Genomic DNA, 412 nt, shown 5'->3' on the forward strand with positions numbered 1-412 from the left:
CCCTCCCGTGGTCCCACCGGTGGTGCCGCCGGTCGTCCCGCCACCACTGCCGCCCAGCGTGATGTTGGAGTTGCCGCTGCTCTGGTAGCCCTCGGTCGCCAGGATCTGGTAGTTGAACGTGCCCAGGTTCATACCGTGGCTCGCCCACGCGTCGAAGTGGTTGCCGGTGGTAATCGAACCGCCCGTGCGCTTCGACTGCCGCACGCTCCAGTACTGGTTGAACGTCGCGGTGCCGATGATCGACGGCTGGTTGACCCGCTGCGTCTCGTAGATGTCGTACGTGCCGCCGTCGGAGGTGACGGTGCCCTTGTACGTGCCCGTCGGCCGGTAGGTGCCGTAGTTGTCGACGATGTAGTACTCCACCAGCGGGTTGGTGGTCCATCCGTACAGCGACAGGTACGCGTTGCCCGAC

General features: G+C 65.5%; 1 protein-coding gene. It reads right to left on the bottom strand.

Annotated elements, in window-relative coordinates; all coding sequences use genetic code 11:
* Positions 1 to 412, bottom strand: a 412-nt coding sequence (locus K7862_RS37125; RefSeq protein ID WP_222970220.1) for a glycoside hydrolase family 11 protein, incomplete at both ends; no start/stop codon positions are given.

Source organism: Actinacidiphila acidipaludis (genome assembly GCF_019890725.1).
In the GTDB taxonomy this organism is placed as follows: domain Bacteria; phylum Actinomycetota; class Actinomycetes; order Streptomycetales; family Streptomycetaceae; genus Actinacidiphila; species Actinacidiphila acidipaludis.